Origin of the sequence: Actinophytocola oryzae, from assembly GCF_004364325.1 — a bacterium.
GTDB lineage: Bacteria > Actinomycetota > Actinomycetes > Mycobacteriales > Pseudonocardiaceae > Actinophytocola > Actinophytocola oryzae.
Genome location: NZ_SOCP01000025.1, coordinates 1 through 19,953, shown reverse-complemented (window position 1 = coordinate 19,953; position 19,953 = coordinate 1). Strand labels below are relative to the sequence as shown.

General features: G+C 70.5%; 19 protein-coding genes. 14 read left to right on the top strand and 5 right to left on the bottom strand.

Annotated elements, in window-relative coordinates:
* The first annotated feature begins 66 nt into the window (after nucleotides 1-66).
* Entirely contained in the window at nucleotides 67-666 is a 600-nt protein-coding gene (locus tag CLV71_RS42355) for a TetR/AcrR family transcriptional regulator (protein WP_133908615.1), read from the top strand.
* Here the strand turns inward: CLV71_RS42355 and CLV71_RS42350 are convergent.
* Complete coding sequence (locus tag CLV71_RS42350; protein ID WP_133908614.1) at nucleotides 663-1,502, bottom strand: M15 family metallopeptidase; 840 nt, start codon at nucleotides 1,500-1,502, stop codon at nucleotides 663-665. The two genes, CLV71_RS42355 and CLV71_RS42350, sit on opposite strands and share 4 nt — an antisense overlap.
* A 112-nt stretch (nucleotides 1,503-1,614) precedes the next feature.
* Between CLV71_RS42350 and CLV71_RS42345 the strand changes: the two genes are divergently transcribed.
* The 3 genes from CLV71_RS42345 (at nucleotide 1,615) to CLV71_RS42335 (ending at nucleotide 3,290) form a co-directional block, all read left to right on the top strand.
* Nucleotides 1,615-2,373, top strand: coding sequence for a S1 family peptidase (locus tag CLV71_RS42345; protein WP_133908613.1), 759 nt, complete (start codon nucleotides 1,615-1,617; stop codon nucleotides 2,371-2,373).
* Nucleotides 2,374-2,408: 35 nt separating this feature from the next.
* Entirely contained in the window at nucleotides 2,409-2,840 is a 432-nt protein-coding gene (locus CLV71_RS42340; RefSeq protein WP_133908612.1) for a pyridoxamine 5'-phosphate oxidase family protein, read from the top strand.
* Nucleotides 2,841-2,909: 69 nt separating this feature from the next.
* Nucleotides 2,910-3,290, top strand: coding sequence for a GNAT family N-acetyltransferase (locus CLV71_RS42335; protein ID WP_133908742.1), 381 nt, complete (start codon nucleotides 2,910-2,912; stop codon nucleotides 3,288-3,290).
* Here the strand turns inward: CLV71_RS42335 and CLV71_RS42330 are convergent.
* Nucleotides 3,259-4,407, bottom strand: coding sequence for an 8-amino-7-oxononanoate synthase (locus CLV71_RS42330; RefSeq protein WP_133908611.1), 1,149 nt, complete (start codon nucleotides 4,405-4,407; stop codon nucleotides 3,259-3,261). The two genes, CLV71_RS42335 and CLV71_RS42330, sit on opposite strands and share 32 nt — an antisense overlap.
* Nucleotides 4,408-4,563: 156 nt before the next feature.
* Between CLV71_RS42330 and CLV71_RS42325 the strand changes: the two genes are divergently transcribed.
* The 8 genes from CLV71_RS42325 (at nucleotide 4,564) to cobA (ending at nucleotide 13,490) form a co-directional block, all read left to right on the top strand.
* A complete protein-coding gene (locus CLV71_RS42325) occupies nucleotides 4,564-5,367 on the top strand; it encodes an ABC transporter ATP-binding protein (RefSeq protein WP_133908610.1) in 804 nt (267 codons plus the stop codon).
* Nucleotides 5,355-6,140: an ABC transporter ATP-binding protein gene (locus CLV71_RS42320; RefSeq protein ID WP_133908609.1), complete on the top strand. Its 786-nt coding sequence runs from the start codon at nucleotides 5,355-5,357 to the stop codon at nucleotides 6,138-6,140. Before CLV71_RS42325 ends, CLV71_RS42320 begins: the two co-directional genes overlap by 13 nt.
* Nucleotides 6,137-7,894, top strand: a complete 1,758-nt coding sequence (locus CLV71_RS42315; protein ID WP_133908608.1) for an AMP-dependent synthetase/ligase — start codon at nucleotides 6,137-6,139, stop codon at nucleotides 7,892-7,894. Before CLV71_RS42320 ends, CLV71_RS42315 begins: the two co-directional genes overlap by 4 nt.
* The gene (locus CLV71_RS42310; protein ID WP_133908607.1) at nucleotides 7,891-8,787 is read left to right on the top strand and encodes a branched-chain amino acid ABC transporter permease; all 897 of its coding nucleotides are present in this window, start codon (nucleotides 7,891-7,893) and stop codon (nucleotides 8,785-8,787) included. The genes CLV71_RS42315 and CLV71_RS42310 overlap by 4 nt, the downstream gene beginning before the upstream one ends.
* Nucleotides 8,784-9,878, top strand: a complete 1,095-nt coding sequence (locus CLV71_RS42305; RefSeq protein ID WP_133908606.1) for a branched-chain amino acid ABC transporter permease — start codon at nucleotides 8,784-8,786, stop codon at nucleotides 9,876-9,878. The genes CLV71_RS42310 and CLV71_RS42305 overlap by 4 nt, the downstream gene beginning before the upstream one ends.
* Nucleotides 9,879-9,894: 16 nt before the next feature.
* A complete protein-coding gene (locus CLV71_RS42300; protein ID WP_133908605.1) occupies nucleotides 9,895-11,166 on the top strand; it encodes an ABC transporter substrate-binding protein in 1,272 nt (423 codons plus the stop codon).
* Between the two features lie 207 nt (nucleotides 11,167-11,373).
* A complete protein-coding gene (locus CLV71_RS42295) occupies nucleotides 11,374-12,189 on the top strand; it encodes a S1 family peptidase (protein WP_133908604.1) in 816 nt (271 codons plus the stop codon).
* 101 nt (nucleotides 12,190-12,290) lie between these two features.
* The gene (cobA, locus tag CLV71_RS42290; protein WP_133908603.1) at nucleotides 12,291-13,490 is read left to right on the top strand and encodes a uroporphyrinogen-III C-methyltransferase; all 1,200 of its coding nucleotides are present in this window, start codon (nucleotides 12,291-12,293) and stop codon (nucleotides 13,488-13,490) included.
* Here the strand turns inward: cobA and CLV71_RS42285 are convergent.
* The 3 genes from CLV71_RS42285 to CLV71_RS42275 all read right to left on the bottom strand — a co-directional run bounded on the left by CLV71_RS42285 (nucleotide 13,487) and on the right by CLV71_RS42275 (nucleotide 16,976).
* Complete coding sequence (locus CLV71_RS42285; RefSeq protein ID WP_133908741.1) at nucleotides 13,487-14,941, bottom strand: DEAD/DEAH box helicase; 1,455 nt, start codon at nucleotides 14,939-14,941, stop codon at nucleotides 13,487-13,489. The two genes, cobA and CLV71_RS42285, sit on opposite strands and share 4 nt — an antisense overlap.
* 435 nt (nucleotides 14,942-15,376) lie before the next feature.
* A complete protein-coding gene (locus tag CLV71_RS42280; RefSeq protein ID WP_424923954.1) occupies nucleotides 15,377-16,393 on the bottom strand; it encodes a serine protein kinase RIO in 1,017 nt (338 codons plus the stop codon).
* Between the two features lie 226 nt (nucleotides 16,394-16,619).
* Entirely contained in the window at nucleotides 16,620-16,976 is a 357-nt protein-coding gene (locus tag CLV71_RS42275) for a VOC family protein (RefSeq protein ID WP_133908602.1), read from the bottom strand.
* A gap of 32 nt (nucleotides 16,977-17,008) precedes the next feature.
* On the opposite strand from CLV71_RS42275, the gene mtnA reads away from it, so the two are divergent.
* Both mtnA and CLV71_RS42265 read left to right on the top strand, forming a co-directional pair.
* Nucleotides 17,009-17,983, top strand: coding sequence for an S-methyl-5-thioribose-1-phosphate isomerase (mtnA, locus tag CLV71_RS42270; RefSeq protein WP_133908601.1), 975 nt, complete (start codon nucleotides 17,009-17,011; stop codon nucleotides 17,981-17,983).
* Nucleotides 17,984-18,050: 67 nt separating this feature from the next.
* Entirely contained in the window at nucleotides 18,051-19,814 is a 1,764-nt protein-coding gene (locus tag CLV71_RS42265; protein ID WP_133908600.1) for a proline--tRNA ligase, read from the top strand.
* Nucleotides 19,815-19,953 lie beyond the last annotated feature (139 nt).

Below are 19,953 nucleotides of genomic sequence, written 5' to 3'. Positions count from 1 at the left end.
CTCCGTCACTTGTAGGCGTACAACGTACATCTACGAGTATGCGCGTATCCCGTACGCTGTCAACTCGTGCCCCGGCCACGCTCGCTGACCACGGAACGCCTCGCCACCGCCACCCTCGCCGTGATCGACAGGGACGGTCTCGAGGCGCTCACCATGCGTGCGGTCGCCAGGGAGCTGGGCATGGCCACCATGTCGCTCTACCGCTACGTCGGCGACAAGGACGAGCTGGAGGTGCTCGTCGTCGACCACGTGCTCACGGGCGTCGACCTCGCCGTGCCGCCGGGACAGTGGCGCGACCGCGTCACCGAACTGCTGACCCGCGTACGCGAGGCCGTCGTCGGGCATCCCGCGACCGTGCCGTTGTTGTTGCGGCACAGGCATGCCGTGCCGGCGTCGCTGGTCCAGATCGAGGCGATGCTCGCCATCCTCACCGACGCGGGGTTCACCGGTGAGCGGCGGGTGATCGCCCAGCGGACGATCATCGCGTTCCTGTTCGGCATGCTGCAGAACGAGCACCACGGCCCGCTCGGTGGGGCGGGCACGGCGTCGATGGCGGCGCAGGAGCGGTTCCCGCTGCTCGCCGAGACCGCCGCCGAGGCGAGGAAGATCGGCGGCGACACCGAGTTCCGCGAGGGGCTCGCGGTCGTGCTGAGGGGTCTCGGCTAGTCGCCGGTCGCGCTGAAGTGCTGGATGTCCTTGGGGGTCGTCCACTCCGCGCCCCACGACCAGCCGATGGCCGTGAAGGAGCGGACGACCACGTCGCCCGGCTCGATCATGCCGGGCCGCACATCGCCCCTGTCCACATAGGACGACGCGAGCTCGGGCAGCACGAGGTCGCCCCGGATGTAGGGGTTGCAGAACGGGTTCACGTCGAGCGCGAGGCCGTACGCGTGGGCCGACCACCTCGTCTGCCCGGTCGCGCTGCGGCACACGAACGCGGTCGTGTTGTTGCCGTCGCCCGTCGGCGGCACGTTCAGCTCGGCGGGTGACACGACCCGCATCTCCTCCAGGGGGAACCTCGCGTCGTACAGGTGCCCGAAGGCGCGGGTGATCGCCTCCGCGTACCTCGAGCCGACGATCATCTCGCCGGTGTGCGCCCTGCCGTCGAAGCCCCAGAACGACATCGTCAGGTAGCGGAGGTCGGCCGAGGCGACGGGACACGACGGCCGCCACGTGCTGCGTGCGAGCACGTCCGGCGGCACCGGGGCGACGGTCGCCGCGTACCTGCCGTCGGCAGGCGGCGGCAGGCGGTCGGCCGTCGGCAGCGCCCGGTTCCGGAGCACCGGCGGCGTCGGCAGCACCTGCCCGAACCCGTCCGGCCGCAGGGGGAGCGGGGTGGCGCCGACCGTCCACTGAGGAGTGACGGGGGCCGGGCTCGCGGTCGCGGCGGTCGTCGCGGACGAGGCGGGTGGCGTGACCGTCCTCGGTGCCGTCGGCGGCGCCGGAGGCGTGCTCGAACAGCCCGCCAGCACGATGGCGGCCAACACCAGGACTCTGCGCATCCCCTCAGGATGCCTGATCACCTACTTCACCCGGTTGAGCTACATGGTCAAGTTGACCCGGAGTGGCAGGGAACGAAAGGGTCGTCGAATCCGAAAGTGAGGAGAACGACACATGCGGCCCATCCGGCTCCTGTTCGCCGCGGGACTGGCCATCTCGGCCGTCGCGGTCGGGCTCGCGTCCGCGAGCGCGACCGAGCAGATCGTCGGCGGCAGCCGGGCGAGCATCGCCGACCACCAGTACGTCGTCTTCCTGTCGACCCCGGACGGCTTCCAGTTCTGCGGCGGCACCCTGGTCGCCGACAACAAGGTGGTCACGGCGGCACACTGCACGATCCGCAAGGCGCCTGGCGACGTGCGGGTCGTGGCGGGTCGCGAGGACAAGACGAGCGCCGAGGGCATCACCAGCGCCGTCACCGACATCTGGATCCACCCGGACTACACCGACGTGCGCGTGGGCTCCGACGTGTCGGTCCTGACGCTGGACCAGCGGCTCCCGTACACGCCGCTCGGCCTGCCGGACGCGAACGACGCCACCCTGTACGCCGCGAGGACGCCTGCCACGATCCTCGGCTGGGGCCGCACGGCCGTCGACGGCCAGTCGTCCCAGTACCTGCTCAAGGCGAGTGTCCCGCTGGTGGCCGACGCCGACTGCGTGAACTCGTACTCCGACTACGACGCCAAGGCCATGGTGTGCGCCGGCCTGCCGGACGGCGGCATCGACACCTGCCAGGGCGACTCGGGTGGCCCGCTCGTCGTGAACGGCAGGCTCGCGGGCCTCACGTCATGGGGCGTGGGCTGTGCGGCACCGGGCAACCCGGGCGTGTACACGCGGCTCGGGACGTACGTGGACCTGGTGCGCAGCCGGCTCTGACCACGGCTGTCGGTGGGTCGTGATCGGATGTGCGCATGGACGAACCGAGGACCCGTGAGCGGCGCCGAGCGGACACGCTTCACCGCCTCACCGAGGACGTCGACGCGTGGGTCGCGACCGCAGGGGGCGACGTGCCGTGCCTGGTGCCGCTGTCGTTCCACTGGGACGGTACGGCGTTGTACCTGTCGACGCTGGACACCAACCCGACCGCGCGGAACATCGTGGCCAACGGCCGGGTGCGCCTGACCCTCGGCGAGACCAGGGACGTGGTGCTGGTCGAGGGCGTCGCGAGCGTCGTGGATCCGCCTGCCGACGTGGCCGAGGCGTTCGCGACGCGGACCGGCTTCGACCCGAGGAAGCTGCCCAGGTACCCGTTCTTCCGGGTCGAACCCCGGCTCGTCCAGGCGTGGCGCGAGGTCAACGAGATCGCGGACCGCGACCTCATGCGGGACGGCGTCTGGATCTGATATCCAGGGGTGGTGCTGTACACCGCGCCAGGGGACGAGATCACCGCCGCCCAGCTGTACCCGCTGCTCATGCTGCGTTCCGCCGTGTTCGTCGTCGAACAGGCGTCCCTGTACCAGGACCCGGACGGGCGGGACCTCCTGCCGACGACACACCACCTGTGGTGGCAGCCCGCCGACGAGCCGGACGGTTACCTGCGCCTGCTCCGTGACCGGGACGGCACCCACCGCATCGGCCGTGTCTGCACGACCCGCCGCACCAGGGGCACGGGCCTCGGCGCCCTGCTCATGAAGGCCGCGATGGAACGCGTCGGCGACGAACCGGCGGTGCTCGAGGCCCAGACGTACGCCCAGAAGTTCTACGCCCGCTTCGGCTTCTCCTCGACCGGCGAGCCCTACCTCGAGGACGGCATCGAGCACATCACGATGCGCCGCGTGGTGCGTGGCGGGTGATCACCTCGGTCGCGTGATCGATCTCGGCGTCCGTCAGGTTGGCGCGGGCCGTCAGGCGTAGGCGGGACACGCCGTCGGGGACCGACGGCGGCCGGAAGCAGCCCACCCAGACACCGGCGGCCCGGCAGTCCTCGGCCCAGGTGGCCGCGGCCTCGGCCGTGGGGGCCATGACCGAGACGACCGCGGCGTCCGGGGCGCTGACCTTCAGCCCCGCCTCCTTCAGCCGCATGGCCAGGGTCTGGGCGACCGTGAGCACCCGCTCTGGCAGGCCCGGCTCGTCCTTCAGGATGTGCAGCGCGGTCAGCGCCGCCGCCGTGCTCGACGGGGACAGGCCCGTGTCGAAGATGAAGCTGCGTGCGTTGTCGACCAGGTGCTTGATCACCCGCCGCGGCCCGAGGACCGCACCGCCCTGGGCACCGAGGGACTTCGACAGCGTCACCGTCGTGACCACGTCCGGCTCGCCGATGAGGCCTGCCTCCGCCACGGCACCCCGGCCGCCCTCGCCGCGCACGCCGAGGCCGTGGGCGTCGTCGACGACCAGGGCGGCGTTGTGCGCGCGGCAGACGGCGTGCAGGTCGCGCAGTGCCACGAGGTCGCCGTCCACGGAGAACACGGAGTCGGTCACGACCAGGGCGCGCTCGGACCGGCGTGTCTTCAGCGCGTGGGTGATCGCGGCGACGTCGCCGTGCGGCATCACCGCGACGTCCGCTCTGGACAGGCGGCAGCCGTCGATCAGGGAGGCGTGCAGGTAGGCGTCCGTGACGATCGCGGAGCCCTTGCCGGACAGCGCGGTCAGCACGCCGAGGTTCGCCGTGAAGCCGGAGGAGAACACGAGCGCGGCCTGTGCGCCGCAGAACGCCGCCAGCTCGTGCTCCAGCTCGGTGTGCAGCTCGAGCGTGCCCGTGACGAGCCGGGACCCGGTCGAACCGGCACCCCACCGGAGTGCGGCCGCGGCGGCGGCGCCGGTCACCCGCTTGTCCTTCGACAGGCCGAGGTAGTCGTTGCCCGCGAGGTCGAGGTGGTCCGCGTCGTGGCGCCGCGGCCGGAGCTGCCGCGCCAGTCCCGCGCGGCGCCGCTCGTCCGCACGCGTGTCGAGCCAGTCGAAAACCGAGGTCACGCGGTCGAGTCTGACATCCGGCGACTCGGGGCCGGCCCGCGGTCCGGCCGCGACCGATATGCCCGGCTGGTAACGGTTCGGCTTGATCCTTGCTCCACGTGGAGCACGGGGATACGGTCCGTTTCTGACGTGATCGACGTCACCCCCGGAGGGGTTATGGCACCGCTGCCTGTCCTGTCGGTCAACAACCTCGAGGTCGTGTACGACGACGTCGTCCTCGTCCTGCGCGGGCTGTCCCTCGACGTGCCGGACGGCGCGATCGTGGCGCTCCTCGGCGCGAACGGCGCTGGCAAGACCACGCTCCTGCGTGCGGTCACCGGTCTGCTCATCGCCCACCGAGGCCGGATCACCAAGGGCTCCGTGCGGATCGGCGGCACCGACCGCACGGGGGCCGATCCCGCCGACGTCGTACGGGAGGGCGTCGCGCAGGTCATGGAGGGCCGCCGGGTCTTCGCCGAGATGAGCGTCGAGGACAACCTGCGGGCAGGCGCCCATTCCAGGAGGCGCGGCGAGTACCGCGAGGACGTGACCAGGGTGTACGACCTGTTCCCGGTCCTCGCGGAGCGCCGTCGCGCCACCGCGGGCTATCTGTCCGGCGGCGAGCAGCAGATGCTCGCGATCGGCCGCGCGCTCATGGCGAGGCCGAGGCTCCTGCTGATGGACGAGCCCTCGCTCGGCCTCGCCCCACGGCTGGTGGAGCAGGTGCGCGACATCGTCGTGCAGATCAACGGCCAGGGCACGAGCGTGCTGCTGGTCGAGCAGAACGCGGTGATGGCGCTGTCGATCGCGAGCTACGGCTACGTCCTGGAGGTCGGCAAGGTCGTCCGCGACGGCCCGGCGCGCGAGCTGCTCGACGACGAGGACATCCGCGAGTTCTACCTCGGCTCGACGCCGGACGCGGGCAGGCGCTCGTTCGCCGAGGTCAAGAGCTACCGGAGGAAGAAGCGATGGAGCGCGTGAGCGAGGCGGCGCCCCTGCTGGAGGTCTCGGACCTCACCCTGCGCTTCGGTGGGGTCACCGCCCTGAACGGCGTGAGCTTCACCGTCGGGAGGGGCGAGCTGTTCGCGGTGATCGGCCCGAACGGCGCGGGCAAGACGTCGATCTTCAACTGTGTCAACGGTGTCTACCGCCCACAGCGCGGCACGATCACGTTGGCGGGCACGCGGCTCAACGGTCGTTCACCGGCCGCCGTCGCCGGGATGGGCGTGGCACGCACGTTCCAGAACCTCGGCCTGTTCGAGCAGCTCACGCTGGTCGAGAACCTCATGCTCGGCCGCCACCACCTGATGCGCACGGGACTGCTCGCGGGCATGTTCTGGTGGGGCAGGGCCAAACGCGAGGAGGTCGAGCACCGGGCGGCGTGCGAGGAGATCGTCGAGCTGCTGGAGCTGGAGCCCTACCGCCACACCCCGGCCGGTCTGCTCCCGTACGGCGTGGCGAAACGCGCGGAGCTGGGCAGGGCGCTGGCGATGGCCCCGACGCTGCTGCTGCTCGACGAGCCGGTGGCGGGCATGAACGTGGAGGAGACCGAGGACATGGCCAGGTACCTGGTGGAGGTCCGCCGCGAGCTGGACCTGGCGATGATCCTCGTCGAGCACGACACGCGCCTGGTCATGGACCTCGCGGACCGCGTGCTGGCACTGGACTTCGGCACCCCTATCGCGACGGGCACCCCCGGGGAGATCCAGCGGGACCCGAAGGTGGTCGAGGCGTACCTGGGTGGTGCGGCATGACCCTGTGCGCCCGGTTGCTGGACAACGCGCGGGAACACGCCGACGACGTGGCGATCCGCGAGAAACACCGCGGCATCTGGCGGGAGTGGACCTGGGCGGAGTACGCGCGGCGGGTGGCGTCGGTGGCCGCGGGCCTGCGGGCACTGGGTGTCGGCGCAGGCGACCGGGTGGCCATCCACTCCGAGAACCGCCCGGAGTGGGTGATCGCCGACCTCGCCGCGCAGGGCATCGGCGCGTGCACGGTTGGCGTGTACCCGACCTCCCCGGCGGCCGAGGTGGAGTACGTCCTGTCCCACTCGGGGGCGTCGGTGCTGATCGCCGAGGACGAGGAGCAGCTGGACAAGGCGCTGGAGGTCCGCGTCCGCCTGCCGCTGCTGCGTCACGTGGTGGTGATCGACCCGCGGGGCGTCACTCCCCAGATCCCGACGTTCGACTCCCTGGAACAGAACGGATCCGTCGCGGAGTACGAGGAGTCGGTGGCTGCGCTGGACCCGGACTCGACGGCGGTCCTGGTGTACACGTCGGGCACGACCGGCCCGCCCAAGGGCGCGATGATCTCCCACGACAACCTGGTCGCGGCGGGCAGGACGGCGGTGACGCTGGGCGCCGAGCGGGGCGACGAGGTGCTGAGCTACCTGCCGCTGTGCCACGTCGCGGAGCGTCTGATCTCGGTGATCGACGGCGTGTGGGCAGGACTGGTGGTGAACTTCGGCGAGGGCGGCCCGTCGTTCACCCAGGACCTCCGCGACGTGCAGCCGACCGTTTTCCTCGGCGTGCCAAGGGTCTGGGAGAAGATGCTGGCGTCGGTGGAGATCAGGATGGCGGACGCGTCCCGGCTGAAACGCCTGCTGTACCGGACATGTCTGCGCCAGGGCCGCCGAACGGCACCCCGTCGGATGTCCCACAGCCTGACCGTGGCGGACCGCGTCGTGCTGGCGTTCTGCGAGCTGCTGGTCTTCCGCCCCCTCCGGGAGAAACTGGGCATGTCGCGGGTGCGTTCGGCACTGAGCGGCGCCGCCCCGATAGCACCACAGGTGCTGGAGTACCTGTGGGCCATAGGAATCCCGGTCCGTGAGGGCTACGGGCAGACGGAGAACACGGCCATCTGCACGCTGACGCCCCAGGACGACATCCGCCTCGGCGCGGTGGGCACGGTGATGCCGGGCGTGGAGGTCCGGATCGCCGAGGACGGGGAGATCCTCACCAGATCGGCGGGCGTCTTCCAGGGCTACCTCAACGATCCGGCGGCCACGAAGACCGCGGTGGACGACGACGGCTGGCTGCACACCGGCGACGTGGGCGAGCTGTCCGACGACGGCTTCCTGACGATCACCGACCGCAAGAAGGACATCATCATCACCGCGGGCGGCAAGAACCTCTCCCCGTCGGAGATCGAGAACCACCTCAAGGTCTCCCCGTACATCCGCGAGGCCGTGGTCGTCGGCGACAGGAGGAAGTACGTCACCGCCCTGATCGGCATCGAGCTGGAGACGGTGGGCAGCTGGGCGTCCCGCAGGAACCTGGCCTACACCACCTACGCCGACCTGTCCGGCAAGGCGGAGGTCCGCGACCTGGTGGCCGGGGTGGTCGAGGAAGCGAACGGCAACCTGGCCCAGGTCGCGCAGATCAAGCACTTCACGCTGCTCACCAAGGAGCTCGACCACGAGGACGGTGAGCTGACGGCGACGCAGAAGGTGAAACGCCGAGCCCTGGAGCAGCGCTTCGACGCCGAGATCGAGGCGATGTACCCGTGATCGCCTTCCTCACCAACGTGTTCGCGGGCCTGGCGCTCGGCTCCACCTACGCACTCGTCGCGCTCGGGTTCGTGGTCATCTACAAGTCCACCGGGGTGATCAACTTCGCCCAGGGCGGGTTGCTCGCGCTCGGGGCCTACCTCGGCTACACCTTCTCCAACAACCTGGCCGTCGCCTTCGGAGTGGCGATCCTGCTGGCCTGCGTGTCCGCCGCCGTCGTGGGGGCCAGCGTGGAACGGCTGGTGCTCAGGCGGATGGTCGGGCAGCCGCCCTTCGCGGTCATCATGATCACCATCGGGCTGCTGTTCCTGCTGGAGCCGCTGATCACCGCCGTCTGGGGGTTCGACAACCTGCCGGTCGACAACCCGTGGAACATCCGGACCGTCCAGATCGGACACCTGGTCCTCGGGGTGCGCGACCTCTGGACCATCGGGATCACCGCCGCCGTCGTGGTCGGGTTCTTCCTCTTCTTCCGCTACACACGCATGGGACTCGCCATGCGGGCCACCGCCTTCGACCCGGAGGCCGCGCTCGCGCAGGGGATCAGCGCCCGGCGGGTCTACGCGACCAGTTGGGCCATCGCCGCCGCCCTCGCCGCGCTCGCCGGCATCACCCTCGCCGCCGGGCCGGGCGGGCTCCAGCCCTCGATCAGCTTCATCGCGCTCGCCGCCTTCCCGGCCATGATCCTCGGCGGCCTCGACTCGCCTGCCGGCGCGGTCCTCGGTGGCGTGATCATCGGGCTCGCCGAGGCGCTCACGCGTGGCTACCAGGACCAGCTCTTCTCGTGGGCGGGCGACAACGTCTCCCTGATCGTGCCCTACGTGCTCATGATCGTGATCCTGCTGATCCGGCCGTACGGGCTCCTCGGCACCAAGGACGTGAGGCGCATATGAGGCCGCACCGCAACCTCGTCCGCAGCTACGCGCAGGACCTGCGGCTCTTCGGCTCGCCCATGTCGAAGGTCGGCCTCGTGCTCATGCTCGGCACGCTGCTGGTCCTGCCGACGGTCGTGCGGGACGACTTCTGGCTGTCCGTGCTCATCTACTCCGGCATCACGGCCATCGGCGCCATCGGGCTCAACCTGCTCACCGGCTACACCGGCCAGATCTCACTGGGCCACGCGTTCTTCATCGGCGCGGGCGCGTACGCGGCCGCGGTCCTCGGCGGCGACCTCGGGCTGCCGCTTCCCTTGTGGCTACTGGGTTCCGCTGCCGTGGGCGCCGTGCTCGGCGGGCTCATCGGACCGTTCGCGCTGCGACTGCGCGGGCACTACCTCGCGATCGTCACGCTCGGGCTGATCTTCATCGGCGAGCACCTCTGGCGCAACCTGCGGACGGTCACCGGTGGCAACAACGGCACGTCCGTCGGCGCGCAGGCCACCATCGGACCCGTCGACCTCGGCTCCCTACGCCTCGCAGGCGAGGTCTACTCCCGCAACCAGGGGTACTTCTGGCTCGTGTGGGGGCTCGTCGCGGTCATCGCGCTGCTGGCCAGGAACCTCGTGCGCACCCGCCCCGGCCGGGCGCTGCGCGCGGTCCGCGACCACGACCAGGCGGCGGAGGTGATCGGCGTGCGTGCCGGGCGGTACAAGATCGGCGCGTTCATGGTGTCCAGCGCGATCGCCGCCATGGCGGGCGCGCTCTTCGGTTCCTACCAACAACACGTGAGCCCGGACGACTGGACGTTGCTGCTGTCCATCCAGTACATCGCGATCATCATCGTCGGCGGGCTCGGCACGATCTTCGGCTCGGTGCTCGGCGCGGTCTTCGTCGGCGCCCTGCCCGCGCTCATCGACGAGTACTCCAGTGCCATCCCGGGCGTCTCCACCGAGGCGGGCGGTGACGGGTTCATCTCCGTGTTCGCGCTCAACCAGGCCATCTTCGGGCTGCTGATCGTGCTGTTCCTCGTGTTCGAGCCGCGCGGTCTCGCCGGGATCTGGGTCCGGGTCAAGGCCTACTTCAAGGCCTGGCCGTTTTCCTACTGAAGCGAGGAGGCGTCACATGCGGGTGTTCAAGGGTGTACTGGCGATCGGTCTCACGCTGGTCCTCGCGGCCTGCGGTGGGGCGGGGAACGACAGCGGTGGCGGTGGGGGCGCCGCGGGGGAGCCGGGCACCACGGACGGCTTCGACGGCAAGACGATCAAGCTCGGCGTGCTCACGCCCCTGACCGGCACGGTCGCGGTGATCGGGCAGCCGTTGACCGCGGGCAACGAGGTGTTCTTCAAGGCGCTCAACGCCGACGGTGGCATCGCGGGCAAGTACGAGGTCGAGCTGGTCCAGGAGGACACGCAGTACAAGACCGACATCGCCGTCCAGAAGTACAACAAGATCAAGGGCGACGTGGTCGCGTTCACCCAGGTGCTCGGCACCGCGCCGACACTCGCCGTGCTGCCACAGCTGAAGACGGACAGGATCCTCGCCGCGCCCGCCTCCCTCGACGCGCTGTGGGTGCGTGAGGCGAACCTGCTGCCGGTCGGTGCGCCCTACCAGGTCCAGGCCATCAACGCGATGGAGTACTACTTCGACGACGGCGGCGGGTCCAAGAGCGACACGATCTGCACGATGATCCAGGACGACGTCTACGGCGAGGCGGGCCAGCAGGGCATCGACTTCGCGGCGGAGAAGTACGGCTTCACGGTCGCCAACACGCAGAAGTTCAAGGTGGGCACCGAGAACTACGCCGGGCAGATCGGCGCGCTCGCCGGCGCCAAGTGCCAGGTCGTGTTCCTCGTGGCCACGCCGTCGGACGCCGCGAAGGTCTGGGGCACCGCGGCACAGGCCCGGTTCGCGCCGCAGTGGTTCGGGCAGTCGCCGAGCTACACCGGCGCGCTCGCGAAGTCCGCGGTGGCGCCCTACATGCAGAAGTCGGTGCTGATCGTCTCCGAGGGGACGGAGTGGGGCGACAACTCGGTGCCGGGCATGGAGGAGATGGTGGCCGACGCGACGAAGTACGCACCCGACCAGGAGCCGGACTACTACTTCGCCTTCGGCTACAACCAGGCCCGCGCCATGACCGCCGTCCTGGAGAAGGCCGTCGAGCTGGGTGACCTCTCGCGCGAGGGCGTGCTCAAGGCGTCGGCCGGGCTCGGCACGGTCTCCTTCGAGGGACTGAGCGGCGACTACCGGTACGGCCCGGCCGAGACCAGGAACCCGCCCAGGTCGAGCACGATCTTCGCGGTCGACCCGGCCAAGCCGTTCGGCCTGAAGAAGGTCAGGTACAACTTCACCTCCGACGCGGCCAAGGAGATCGAGTTCAGGAAGGCCGACCTCTGAGGACAGGCCACTGTGGACGGTGTGGACCGGCCGAGGCGGTAAGTTCACCCGATAGTTGGGTCTTCGTGTTCCCGCAGGTCAGCGCGGCGTTTCGCCCTGTATTCACCCGTTCGGCCTACAACGTTCGACCGTTGTGCCGCACGTGATCACCTTGTAGCTATGGGTGAGCTCGTGGTCACGACGAGCCTGAACAAGGGAGAACGAGGCATGGCTGAGGCAAGGCGTGTGCTCCGCCTGATCGGGGTTGCCGCAGCGGCTCTCACCACGATCGGCATCGCCGCGACGGTGTCCCCCGCATACGCGGACCAACCGTCGTCCGGCGCCCAGCCGAAGATCATCGGGGGCGAGGAGACGACTGTCGAGGAGAACCCGTTCGTGGTGGCACTGACCACCACGGACGGGTTCCAGTTCTGCGGCGGCACGATCGTCGCGCCGAACAAGGTGCTGACCGCCGCACACTGCACGGAGGGTCAGTCGGAACCCGACATCATCGTGGTCGCCGGCCGGACGTCGCTCTCCGCGGGAGGCGGCACCTCTGCGGGGGTCACCGACATCTGGATCCACCCCGACTGGAACTCGTCGACGATGACGAACGACTCGTCGGTCCTGACGCTCGACACCGAGCTGTCGGAGGAGCCGCTCGAGCTGGCGTCGCCTGCCGACGCGGACCTGTACGCGGCAGGTGCGAACAGCACCGTGCTGGGCTGGGGGGTCACCGAGAGCGGGGACACCTCGGACACGCTTCGCAAGGTCGACGTCCCGGTGACGGCCGACGAGGACTGCGCAGCGTCCTACGGCGACCAGTTCGACGCGACGACGATGGTGTGCGCCGGGCTGAAGGAGGGCGGCAAGGACAGCTGTCAGGGTGACTCCGGCGGCCCGCTGGTGGAGCAGGCCGCGGACGGCACCCGCAAGCTGATCGGCATCGTGTCGTGGGGCCAGGGTTGCGCCGAGCCGGACTTCTACGGCGTGTACGGCAGGGTGTCGGCGATGTACGACGAGCTGACGGAACAGATCGGCTGAGCAGGAGCGACGCAAGGGTCGTCCCCGTACCGCGGGGGCGGCCCTTCGTGGTGTGGCGACCATGACCCCACGAGGGGCACGGGTTCGGGCATGCTGACGCCATGACGGAGTCGCACTATCTGGCCGGTCTGGCCCTGGCCGGGCGTCGGGTCGTGGTGGTTGGCGGGGGGACCGTCGCGCAGCGGCGCCTGCCCAGGCTGGTGGCGTCCGGGGCACTGGTCGAGGTGGTCTCGCCCGAGGTCACACCCTCCGTGGAGGCACTCGTCACCTCCGGAGCCGTCGTCTGGCACGGCCGGCCCTACGCCGAAGGGGATCTCGACGGCGCCTGGTACGTGCTGTGCTGCACCTCCGACGCGCGGGTCAACGCCGCCGTGTCCGACGAGGCCGAGCGGCGCCGGGTGTTCTGCGTGCGGGCCGACGACGGGGACGAGGGCACGGCCGTCACCCCGGCCACCGGGGACCACGACGGGTTGCTGGTCGGGGTGCTCGCCGGGGGTGCCTTCCGGCGGTCGGCCGCCGTGCGCGACAGCCTGCTCGCCGCGCTCCGGTCCGGCGACCTCCAGGTGGAGCTCACGCGGCCGAGCGGGGTGGCGCTCGTCGGGGGTGGCCCGGGGGATCCGGACCTGATCACGGTGCGGGGGCGGCGGCTGCTCGGGCTGGCGGACGTGGTGATCGCCGACCACCTCGCACCCGCGGCGCTGCTGGAGGAGCTGTCACCGTCCGTGACGGTCATCGACGCGGCCAAGCTGCCCTACGGGCGCTCCGCCTCGCAGGAGGCGATCAACTCGCTGCTGGTCTCGCACGCCAGGGAGGGCCGCTTCGTCGTGCGGCTCAAGGGCGGCGACCCGTACGTGTTCGGGCGCGGGTTCGAGGAGCTGCTCGCCTGCGCGGAGGCCGACGTGCCCGTCACCGTCGTGCCGGGGGTGACCTCGGCGTTCGGGGTGCCCGCCATGGCCGGGGTACCGGTGACCCACCGCGGGGTCACGCACGAGGTGGTGGTCGTGTCGGGGCACGTGGCGCCGGGGAATCCCGCGTCGCTGGTGGACTGGCCGGCACTCGCGAGGCTGCGGGGCACAGTCGTGTTGCTGATGGCCGTCGAGCGGATCGGGGCGATCGCGGAGGCGTTGCTGGCCGGTGGCCGGCCGGAGGACACGCCCGTCGCCGTGGTTCAGGAAGGAACCACGGCGCGGCAGCGTGTCGTCAGGTCCACCCTGGACAAGGTCGCCGATGACGTCGTCGCCCAGGGAATTCGGCCACCGGCCGTCATAGTGATCGGGCCGGTGGCCGGTCTTCGTAGTTAGCGCTCGGTGCGGGCGCGGCGTGGGGTGAAGCGCTTGCGAGCGCCACCTTGGCCACCTTGGCCACCTTGGCCGCCCTGGCCGCGGTAGCCACCGCCGCCTGTGCGGGCACGCGGCGGGCGCTTGGCGCGCTCCTGCTCCACGATCGGTTCGCCACTCGGGATGCGGGCGCCCGTGATGCGGACCAGGTCGTCGTTGCCCGGGCTGACCTTCGTGCTCGTCGGGCGCACGCCTGCCTGCTCGGTCATGCGGAACACGGTCCGGCGCTCCTGGTGCGTCGCGATCGTGACCACCGTGCCCGACTCGCCCGCGCGGGCCGTGCGGCCTGCCCGGTGCAGGTACGCCTTCGAGTCGGCGGGCGGGTCGACGTGGACGACCAGGCTGACGCCGTCGACGTGGATGCCGCGGGCCGCGACGTCTGTGGCGACCAGCACGGGCAGCGTGCCCTCGCGGAAGTCGTCCAGGACGCGGTTGCGCGCGCCCTGAGTCTTGCCGCCGTGCAGTGCGCCCGCGTTGACGCCGATCGACCGCAGCTTCGCGGTCAGGCGGTCCACGTGGTGCTTCGTGCGCAGGAACAGGATGGTGCGACCCTCACGGGCGGCCATCTCCGCGATCACCGCGGGCTTGTCGTCCTTGGACACCAGTAGCACGTGGTGGTCCATGGTCTCCACGCTCGCCGTGGCGGGCTGCACCGAGTGCGTCACCGGGTCGTGCAGGTAACGCTCGACCAACTGCCGGACGTCGCCGTCCAGCGTGGCGGAGAACAGCATGCGCTGACCGACCGGCGTGAGGTCGAGGATGGCGCGGACCTGCGGCATGAAGCCCATGTCCGCCATCTGGTCGGCCTCGTCCAGCGCGGTGAACTGGACCTCGTCGAGCACGCAGGTGCCCTGGCGGACGTGGTCGGACAGCCGTCCCGGCGTCGCGATCAACAGGTCGACGCCCCGGCGGAGCTGGTCGACCTGCTTGACGAACGACAGGCCGCCCACGACCGTGCGGCACCACAGGCCGAGCGAGCGGGCCAGCGGGGACAGCGCCTCGCTGACCTGCATGGCGAGTTCACGGGTCGGCACGAGGATGATCGCCCGGGGGTGCTTGGGCCGGGTCTTGCCGCCGTCGAGGCGGGCCAGCAGTGCGAGGCCGAACGCCAGCGTCTTGCCGGAGCCGGTCTGCGCGCGGCCGAGCACGTCCCGGCCCGCGAGCGCGTCGGGCAGCGTCGCGGCCTGGATGGGGAACGGCTTGATGATGCCCGCCTCGGCCAGCGCGGCCGACAGCTTGCGGGGGACCCCCAGCTCGTCGAACGTGTCGACGTCGGGGATCGGGGTGTTCGGGATGTCTTCGAGCACCGGCTGCGTGTGGCTCACGCGGGGATGCCGGGTGGGGGTACCGCCGCCGACGCGGTTGCGCGGCTTGCGGTGGTTGCGGTGGCTGTGGCCAGCCGACCGGTCATGCATGGTCGTCACAAAGGTCCTCTCGGGACATGGCACGTCTCGGAGGCCCTGACAGGGAGGACAGGGGCACGGACGGGCCCGGCGCACGTTGCGCCGAAGTGCAAGGTGGGCATCGCTGTCGCCGAACCGGCCTGGGCCGGGCGCGGGAGCGGCACTGGGTCCACTCGCGATGCGATCACTATCGTACTCGATTCAGTGACCGGCCTGTGCAACACCGGACCCGACCCACCTGTTCCCGCTCGGCTCGCGGCCTGGCGGCCTACCCCCTGAGCGGGCCGCCAGACCGTGGTTCCGACCCGGTGGCGGTGCTGGTGGATCCAGATCATGACGTTCGACACACCGGTGTGTCGAACGTGCCGGGTGAGGAGTTCCCTGTAGCCCCCGCCGACCGGCACGTGGCCGGCCGGCGGAGTTCACCTTCCCCGGCTCGTGTCGCGGTCAGTCCAGTCCGGCCGTCGCGATCAGCTCCTCTGTCAACGCCATCGGGTTGGCGGTTTCTTCCGGCAGGCCCCTCGCCTGGAACCAGGCCGCCACGTTCGCGACGTCCCTTCCCAGGAACTCGAGACCGCGGGGGTTGGCCACCAGGTCCACGATCTGCGGCAGGTCGATGAGCATCAGCCGCGTGCCGTGGACGAGGAGGTTGAAGGCCGACAGGTCGCCGTGGGTCAGTCCCTCGCTCGCGAGCAGGGACAGCACGTCGACCAGCTGGTGCCACAGGTCGAGCAGCTCGTCGCCGTCCGGCCGCAGCTCGGCGAGCCGGGGTGCGGCCATGCCGTCCTCGTCGCCCAGGTACTCCATCAGCAGCTCGGTGCCGCTGCGCTGGACCGGGTAGGGCACCGGGGCACCCAGCGACCACAGCCGGGACAGGGCGGCGAACTCGGCCACCGCCCACTGCTCGGCGATCAGGTTGCGGCCGAAGGACGTCCGGTTCGCGATCGCGCGCATCTCGCGGCTGCGGCGCATCCGCCTGCCCTCGAGATAGCCGGCGTCCCGGTGGAACAGCCGGTGCTCGTTGGAGCGGTAGCGCTTCGCCGCCATCAGGCAGCCCTGGTCGGTGTCCGGGACGGCACGCTCGAGCAGGAAGACGTCGGCCTCCTTGCCGGTCTTCAGGATGCCCAGCTCGCTGTCCGCGGCCGCCAGCTCGGTGACCACCCATTTCGGCCTCGGGTGCGGACCCTGCTCGCCGTCGCCCCAGGTGGACCACCGGTCGGCACCGGGTGGCAGGGGTGGACCGGCGAGCGCGCTCTCGCGCACGAGCGCCAGCCGGGCCTTCTCCGCCTCGGTCAGGCGGCCCGAGCGTGGTGACTGCGGGTCGAACACCCCGTCGCCGAGGTCGGCCGGGACTGCACGGTCCTGAGCCTCGTTCTCGCTGCGTTTCGGTTTGCGGGGGCGCGAACGGCGGTCGTCGTAGGCGCTCTCGTCGTCAAAGAAGTCTTCGATGTCGTGCAGACGCACTGGTGGGTTCTCCTCAGAGCAAGGGAAAGTGACGCCCCACCAAGGCGTGTGTCAGCGACAGACGAGCCTCGTCAGCGGGGCGAGCGGACGCGGGTGTGCCACGTCCAGGCGACCTTGTTAGCCATCTGGCACCTCCCTGACGTCCGCCGGTGAACCACCGGCGCGCTGACTGTCCGACGACGAGAACACTTCCAGGCTCCACCACCGCACCGCAACCGAATTACCGTCAGCTGTGCGAGCCGACGCAGAACTCGTTGCCCACCGGGTCGTGTAAGACCGTCCACGCGAGCCCGGAGACCTCGAAGCTCTCGCCCTCGGTCGCGCCGAGCGCCACCAGCCGCGCGACCTCGTCCTGCCGGTTCGAGGTGCTCAGGTCCAGGTGCACCCGGTTCTTCCCGACCTTGTCCTCCGGCACCTTCTGCAGCCCCAGGTACAGTCCGTCGGTGCTCCCCGGGGTCCGCAGCGCCAGGAACTCCCCGTCGGCGTCGAGCACGACCTCCAGGCCGAGGGCCCTGGTCCAGAACTCCGCGAGCTCCCGTGGTTCGGCGCAGTCGATGACGACTCCACCCATGTTCAGGTTCATGCCCGGCACGCTACGGGCGGACACCGACAAAAATGGGTGTCGTGCGCACCATTGACTGGCAGGACCACCACATCGTGGCCATCGACCAGACGAAGCTACCCACCGAAGTCGTGATCATGGAGATCTTCACCGTGGAGGACCTGGTCGACGCGATCAGGCGACTAGCCATCCGGGGGGCGCCGGCACTGGGGGTGGCCGGCGCGTTGGGAGCGGCCATGGCGGTCCGCGACACACCCCCGCACCGGGACCGCGACCTGGCCGCACTGCGGGCCGCGCGGCCGACCGCGGTCAACCTCGCGTGGGGCGTGGACCGGGTGCTCGAAAGGCTGCCCGACGGCGAGGACGCCGTGCTCGCCGCGGCCGTCGACCTCCTCGAGACGGACGCCGCCCGCAACAGGGCACTCGGCGAGCGTGGCGCGGACTTCCTCGCCCGGCACGTCGACGGCGTCATGGCGATACAGACGCACTGCAACGCGGGCGCGCTCGCCTGCGTGGAGTGGGGCACCGCGCTCGGCGTCGTCCGCTCCCTGCACGAACGCGGCAACCTCCGCCACGTCTACGTCGACGAGACCCGTCCGCTGCTCCAGGGCGCCCGCCTCACCACGTGGGAGCTGGCGGGCATGGGGGTCGAACACACCCTCGTCGTCGACTCCGCCGGCCCGAGCGTCCTGGCCAGGGGACTCGCCGACGCGGTCGTCGTCGGCGCGGACCGCATCACCGCCAACGGCGACGTCGTCAACAAGATCGGCACCTACCCGCTGGCGCTCGCGGCGGCCCGCGCCGGTGTGCCGTTCGTGGTCGCCGCGCCCGAGTCGACCATCGACCCGGCGCTGGCGTCCGGCGCGGACGTCGAGATCGAGGTGCGTGACGGCAGGGAGATCCTCGGCGCCCTGCCCGAGACGGCGACCCTCAACCTCGCGTTCGACGTCACGCCCGCCGACCTGGTGACCGCCATCGTGACCGAGGAGCGGCTGGTCCGCCCGGCGGCGGGAGAGCGCCCGGCGTAACCCGCATGCGTCGACCGGGCGGCGTTCACTACCCTTGCTGCACGTTTCCCATCCGAGGAGTAATGCCGTGATCACCAGGATGTCGTCGCTGTTCCTGCGCACACTGCGTGAGGATCCGGCGGACGCCGAGGTGCCCAGCCACAGGTTGCTGGTCCGCGCCGGGTACGTCCGCCGCGTGGCACCGGGCGGCTTCTCCTGGCTGCCGCTCGGCCTGCGGGTCCTGCGGAACATCGAGCGCGTCGTCCGCGAGGAGATGGACGCGATGGGTGCGCAGGAGATCCAGTTCCCCGCGCTGCTGCCCCGCGAGCCCTACGAGGCCACCGGCCGCTGGACCGAGTACGGCGACAACATCTTCCGCCTCAAGGACCGCAAGAAGGCCGACTACCTCCTCGGCCCCACGCACGAGGAGCTGTTCACGCTCACCGTGAAGGGCGAGTACAGCTCGTACAAGGACTACCCCGTCACCCTGTACCAGATCCAGACGAAGTACCGGGACGAGGCGCGGCCCCGCGCGGGCATCCTGCGTGGCCGCGAGTTCCTCATGAAGGACTCGTACTCGTTCGACCTGGACGACGACGGGCAGTCGGTGAGCTACTACAAGCACCGCGACGCCTACATCAGGATCTTCGACCGGCTTGGCCTGAAGTACGTGATCGTGTCGGCCATGTCCGGTGCGATGGGCGGGTCCGCGTCCGAGGAGTTCCTCGCCGAGGCCGACACGGGCGAGGACACGTTCGTGCGCAGCACGGAGTCCGGCTACGCGGCCAACGTGGAGGCCGTGCACACGCCCGTGCCGCCCGCACAGTCCATCGAGGACAAGCCCGCGGCGCAGGTGCACCACACGCCCGACACGCCGACCATCGAGTCGCTGGTCACCTTCCTCAACAAGGCCGACCTCGGCAGGACGTTCACCGCGGCGGACACGCTGAAGAACGTCCTGCTGAAGACCCGCGCCCCCGGCGAGGACAAGTGGGAGCTGCTGGCCGTCGCCGTGCCGGGTGACCGCGAGGTCGACATGAAGCGGCTCGAGGCAGGCCTGGAGCCCCGCGCGGTCGCGATCCTCGAGGAGGCCGACTTCGCGGCCAACTCCTTCCTCGTGAAGGGCTACATCGGCCCCAAGGCGTTGCAGGAGAACGGGGTTCGCTACCTCGCCGATCCCCGCGTCGTCACCGGCACCGCGTGGGTGACCGGTGCGGACAAGGCGGACCACCACGTCGTGGACCTGGTCGTCGGGCGGGACTTCACGCCGGACGGCGTGATCGAGGCGGCCGAGGTGCGTGAGGGCGACCCCTCGCCGGACGGCAAGGGCACGCTCGTCGCCGCGCGTGGCATCGAGATCGGCCACATCTTCCAGCTGGGCCGAAAGTACGCGGACGCGTTCTCGCTCGACGCGCTCGGGGCGGACAGCAAGCCGATCCGGATCACCATGGGCTCCTACGGTGTGGGCGTGTCCAGGCTGGTCGCCGTGATCGCCGAGCAGTCCTACGACGAGCACGGGCTGATCTGGCCCCGCGAGGTCGCGCCCGCGGACGTCCACGTCGTGATCGCGGGCAAGACCGACGAGATCCGTGCCGGCGGCGAGAAGCTGGCCGCCGCCCTCGACGCCGCGGGCCTGTCGGTGCTGCTCGACGACCGCACGTCCATGCCGGGCGTCAAGTTCGCGGATGCCGACCTCATCGGAGTGCCGACGATCGTGGTCGTGGGCAGGGGACTCGCCAACGGGGTCGTGGAGGTCAAGGACCGACGCACCGGCGAACGCACGGAGGTAGCCGTGGACGACGCCGTGGCACACCTGAATGCTGTGACATTGGCTCGCTCCGCTCGCGGGTGAGCGGGCTGTGACATTGGCTCGCTCCGCTCGCGGGTGAGCGGGCTGTGACATTGGCTCGCTCCGCTCGCGGTGAGCGGGCCTTTACCCGGCGTCTTCCCTCCTGCGCGCGGAAGTCCCTGGGCTCGCTTCGCTCGCGCAG

Bases quoted from the DNA above. Each gene is read 5' to 3' on its own strand.
- CLV71_RS42315 (WP_133908608.1), top strand. From the start codon at position 6,137: ATGACCCTGTGCGCCCGGTTGCTGGACAACGCGCGGGAACACGCCGAC.
- CLV71_RS42300 (WP_133908605.1), top strand. From the start codon at position 9,895: ATGCGGGTGTTCAAGGGTGTACTGGCGATCGGTCTCACGCTGGTCCTC.
- CLV71_RS42340 (WP_133908612.1), top strand. From the start codon at position 2,409: ATGGACGAACCGAGGACCCGTGAGCGGCGCCGAGCGGACACGCTTCAC.
- CLV71_RS42275 (WP_133908602.1), bottom strand. From the start codon at position 16,976: ATGAACCTGAACATGGGTGGAGTCGTCATCGACTGCGCCGAACCACGG.
- cobA (WP_133908603.1), top strand. From the start codon at position 12,291: ATGACGGAGTCGCACTATCTGGCCGGTCTGGCCCTGGCCGGGCGTCGG.
- mtnA (WP_133908601.1), top strand. From the start codon at position 17,009: ATGGGTGTCGTGCGCACCATTGACTGGCAGGACCACCACATCGTGGCC.
- CLV71_RS42325 (WP_133908610.1), top strand. From the start codon at position 4,564: ATGGCACCGCTGCCTGTCCTGTCGGTCAACAACCTCGAGGTCGTGTAC.
- CLV71_RS42295 (WP_133908604.1), top strand. From the start codon at position 11,374: ATGGCTGAGGCAAGGCGTGTGCTCCGCCTGATCGGGGTTGCCGCAGCG.
- CLV71_RS42345 (WP_133908613.1), top strand. From the start codon at position 1,615: ATGCGGCCCATCCGGCTCCTGTTCGCCGCGGGACTGGCCATCTCGGCC.
- CLV71_RS42320 (WP_133908609.1), top strand. From the start codon at position 5,355: ATGGAGCGCGTGAGCGAGGCGGCGCCCCTGCTGGAGGTCTCGGACCTC.
- CLV71_RS42335 (WP_133908742.1), top strand. From the start codon at position 2,910: ATGCTGCGTTCCGCCGTGTTCGTCGTCGAACAGGCGTCCCTGTACCAG.
- CLV71_RS42305 (WP_133908606.1), top strand. From the start codon at position 8,784: ATGAGGCCGCACCGCAACCTCGTCCGCAGCTACGCGCAGGACCTGCGG.
- CLV71_RS42285 (WP_133908741.1), bottom strand. From the start codon at position 14,941: ATGCATGACCGGTCGGCTGGCCACAGCCACCGCAACCACCGCAAGCCG.
- CLV71_RS42350 (WP_133908614.1), bottom strand. From the start codon at position 1,502: ATGCGCAGAGTCCTGGTGTTGGCCGCCATCGTGCTGGCGGGCTGTTCG.